This window comes from Microcystis sp. BLCC-F209 (assembly GCF_041928595.1).
Lineage (GTDB): Bacteria > Cyanobacteriota > Cyanobacteriia > Cyanobacteriales > Microcystaceae > Microcystis.
In genome coordinates, this window is the sequence record NZ_JBHFLL010000002.1 from 1 (window position 1) to 2,941 (window position 2,941).

Annotated in this window: 3 protein-coding genes and 2 pseudogenes; 2 read left to right on the forward strand and 3 right to left on the reverse strand. The window is 42.3% G+C overall.

Annotated features, from left to right (window positions below; genetic code table 11):
- Window positions 1-254 precede the first annotated feature (254 nt).
- Window positions 255-344 (forward strand): annotated as a pseudogene (locus tag ACE1AQ_RS00045) (Uma2 family endonuclease); the annotation flags it as partial.
- Window positions 345-500: 156 nt separating this feature from the next.
- Here the strand turns inward: ACE1AQ_RS00045 and ACE1AQ_RS00050 are convergent.
- The 3 genes from ACE1AQ_RS00050 to ACE1AQ_RS00060 all read right to left on the reverse strand — a co-directional run bounded on the left by ACE1AQ_RS00050 (window position 501) and on the right by ACE1AQ_RS00060 (window position 2,396).
- Window positions 501-842: a DUF565 domain-containing protein gene (locus ACE1AQ_RS00050; RefSeq protein ID WP_008195985.1), complete on the reverse strand. Its 342-nt coding sequence runs from the start codon at window positions 840-842 to the stop codon at window positions 501-503.
- A gap of 2 nt (window positions 843-844) precedes the next feature.
- Window positions 845-1,456 (reverse strand): DUF3611 family protein, encoded by a 612-nt coding sequence (locus ACE1AQ_RS00055; protein ID WP_008195984.1) that lies wholly within the window; start codon window positions 1,454-1,456, stop codon window positions 845-847.
- A gap of 250 nt (window positions 1,457-1,706) precedes the next feature.
- Window positions 1,707-2,396, reverse strand: coding sequence for a J domain-containing protein (locus tag ACE1AQ_RS00060; protein ID WP_008195982.1), 690 nt, complete (start codon window positions 2,394-2,396; stop codon window positions 1,707-1,709).
- A gap of 406 nt (window positions 2,397-2,802) precedes the next feature.
- Between ACE1AQ_RS00060 and ACE1AQ_RS00065 the strand changes: the two are divergent.
- Window positions 2,803-2,941: pseudogene (locus ACE1AQ_RS00065) on the forward strand (IS701 family transposase); the annotation flags it as partial.

Consider the following 2,941-nt stretch of genomic DNA (forward strand, 5'->3'; position numbering starts at 1 on the left):
GGACTTGCTGAATAATGGTAAAACCCTTTTAAAATAAGGTTTTTGACCTGTTAAAATCTGATGTTAGTGCAAGAAAATAGGATTGGGACATTCAAAAACCTTGCATTATTCTCCTCATAGTACATAAACTGGTACAAAAAAAGAGGGCAACAAAGCCTGAAACGACCGGCTACTGACGACCGGCTACTGACTCCTAACCCCACCAACAAACTTTTTGCCGCAAACCCTAATTAAACACCACGCTTGTCGGAGCTATGGTTAACCTTACCGATAATAAAAATCGCCCTCTTCCCAGCGCCGAAGAATTACCATCTTCCGATGAAACTCCAGTGGACAATCAGTTAGGGTTTGCTGAATATCAGTGTAAGCCTTGCTAGAAAAGGGCAAAAAAGTGCAAGAAACAAAGGTTGAGAAAACGATCCGAGGGACTCAAAAACCTTGCACTTTTGCTCAGTGAGGGATGTCATTCTGTTATTCTGACTCCTTGGAGCAAACCCTATTTAAGAGCCAATTTTAAAGGCTTCTAGAAATAAACTATAGGTGATACCAATTTTGAGTAAATTGAAAGATTCTCGCAGAATCGGTGCTGGTTTAGCCTGAGCACTTTTTCGGTAAACAATCCGGCTAATCGCCTCCGTAAACAGCAGCAATAAACCGGCAGCGGTGACATCCCATTGAGCAGTTTGACCTGCAGTGGTGACGATTGCTTGACCAGAAAAAACTCCAAATAAAACACAAATTATCTGTAGGGAAATCCGCCGCCAAGGATTACCAAAAAAGCTATTAAATCGACTGCTGGTGACATTAGCCAGCGTACTTAAACGGGTGCGTTGCATAGCCATATTTATTTAGAAGTAATACGATTAAGAAGCCACAAAGAAGTAACGATACCGGTAAAGTGCGCGAGAATTGTATTAGTATTGGCCTGCACAATTAACAGGTCAACGGAATTAACAAATTGACTGGGGTTAGAGGCAACATTAAAAGTACCTTGGGGAACATTGAGGGATTTAATTAAGACGATTCCCGCTAACGCTTGCGCTCCCAAAATCGTTAAAAACATCCCGATAATATTAGCGATTAAACCCTGACGGATTAACTGAATAGTATCGGATTTTTTTGGGCGACTATCTTGATCACCCCTCAACATTTGACGGGCAATTTTCATATAACGAGAGGAAAAGAAAATGGCGACTACCAAGAAACCAGCCCCACCAATGGCACATAAAACACCGATTTCAATACCAGAAGTGCGTTGTCTCGTCCCTAATAAACTAGCGGTAGCAATGAGTAATAAAACCCCTGAAATTACGCCCAGGACAATCTGCGTCCAAAAACCGACTCTTCCCTGACGTAAAAGGATATTAGCAGCCCGTTGGACGGCGGGGGGCAAGGAATAAAGATCAGAATCTCTCGGGGTGGATATATTGGTAATTTCTGATTGTTTGTCTCTCATCGGGGTTAAGCTAGGGATTGGGTAAATCTGGTCCTGATCTATTTTCGTCTTTTTTTTTGCCCATGGCTAGAGATTTAATCAAGCTCTGGCATAATTAATTTTTCATGGTTCAAAAAAGGCAAAAATAATGATTAAATTGCCTAAAATCTGTAAATAGACCATTTAATTGATTATTATTCATTCTTAATTCTCCTGACTACTGACTACTGGCTCCTAACCCTAACAACAATTTTTGATTTTTACCAGAGGTCTAATTTTGGCACTGACTGGCTATCTGTTTAGCTTCTATCTGTAAACGCTGGGCCATGCGAAACATTTCTTGACCGGTGTGGAGAGAGCGATCATCGTAGTTAAGGGTAAAGGTTTCTAATTCTTCTAGTCCATCAGTGAGATGATTGAGACAGTAGTAAAGAGAAGCGGCCACTTTGGCCATTTTGGCAGGGTTAGGCCGTTGGCAAAAGAGGGTTTTGGCTCGATCGAGATTTTGGCGACAGGTTTCTAGATAGTCTTGAAAAACAGCCATTAACTGATCATCGAAGGGATCGGCGGATAGATGATCGATCTGACCTTTGAGAGGCCGGATAATTTGACCGATCAGGCGATTAATCGGACTATAGGTCTGGTTATACCACTGTTTAACCAGGGCTTCGTCTTCCTGGACTGCTTCTTTGTAACGATGGTAATTTGCTTGGGCGCTGGCAGTGCGTTGGGCGCGTTTTTCGGGAGAATTGGCGATTAGTTGGTTATCGTAGTCCTTTCTTAGTCTCGGATCGCTTAAAATCTCGTAGGCGGCGTTAATAGCGACGATTTTATCGTGACTGGCACTATCGTTTTGACTATCGGGATGGAATTGTCTGGCTAAACGCCTATAGGCCCGTTTAATCTCCTCAGGGGTCGATTTATGGCTGATTTCTAAGGTTTGGTAGTGGTTGCCGGTCATGAGCGCAAGCGATCGATCTGTCTTTTATTATTATCGACTATGGTTAACGCAGCGGAGAAGGAGAATTGTCGAGAGTGGCAAGTTTTTTCAGTGAACAGTAATCAGTCATCAGTGGTACTAAATCTGGTTATTAAAAACTGATTATTTATTCTCCGTTTTGCATGATTGCCTCTGGCATGAGTGCCTGTCCTGATATGTAGCCTATACTCAACGGATTTATAGCGGTTTTCCCATGAATGAGGTAAGTAATGGTGACTGGGAAGTGTCAACAAAAGGGGAAGTACAATAGCAACCATGTGTGAACCAGCCATGAATATCTTTAAGGGTAATTGCGCTTAAAGCACCACAAACTGCTTGCCTGAGTTCTGAATAGTTGCGAGGTTCCAATAGACCTCTTGCATAAATCAGAGCGAAAATATCTCAACTAGAAGGAGAAAGGAACTTGGCTATCGTCATGAATGCAAGTTCAATTGAAAAAGCAACAGAGGTGGACTATTTCATCACCAATGTAGTCGAGGCAGATACAGTAACAGCGTCGTGGATAG

Bases quoted from the DNA above. Each gene is read 5' to 3' on its own strand.
- ACE1AQ_RS00050 (WP_008195985.1), bottom strand. From the start codon at position 842: ATGGCTATGCAACGCACCCGTTTAAGTACGCTGGCTAATGTCACCAGC.
- ACE1AQ_RS00055 (WP_008195984.1), bottom strand. From the start codon at position 1,456: ATGAGAGACAAACAATCAGAAATTACCAATATATCCACCCCGAGAGAT.
- ACE1AQ_RS00060 (WP_008195982.1), bottom strand. From the start codon at position 2,396: ATGACCGGCAACCACTACCAAACCTTAGAAATCAGCCATAAATCGACC.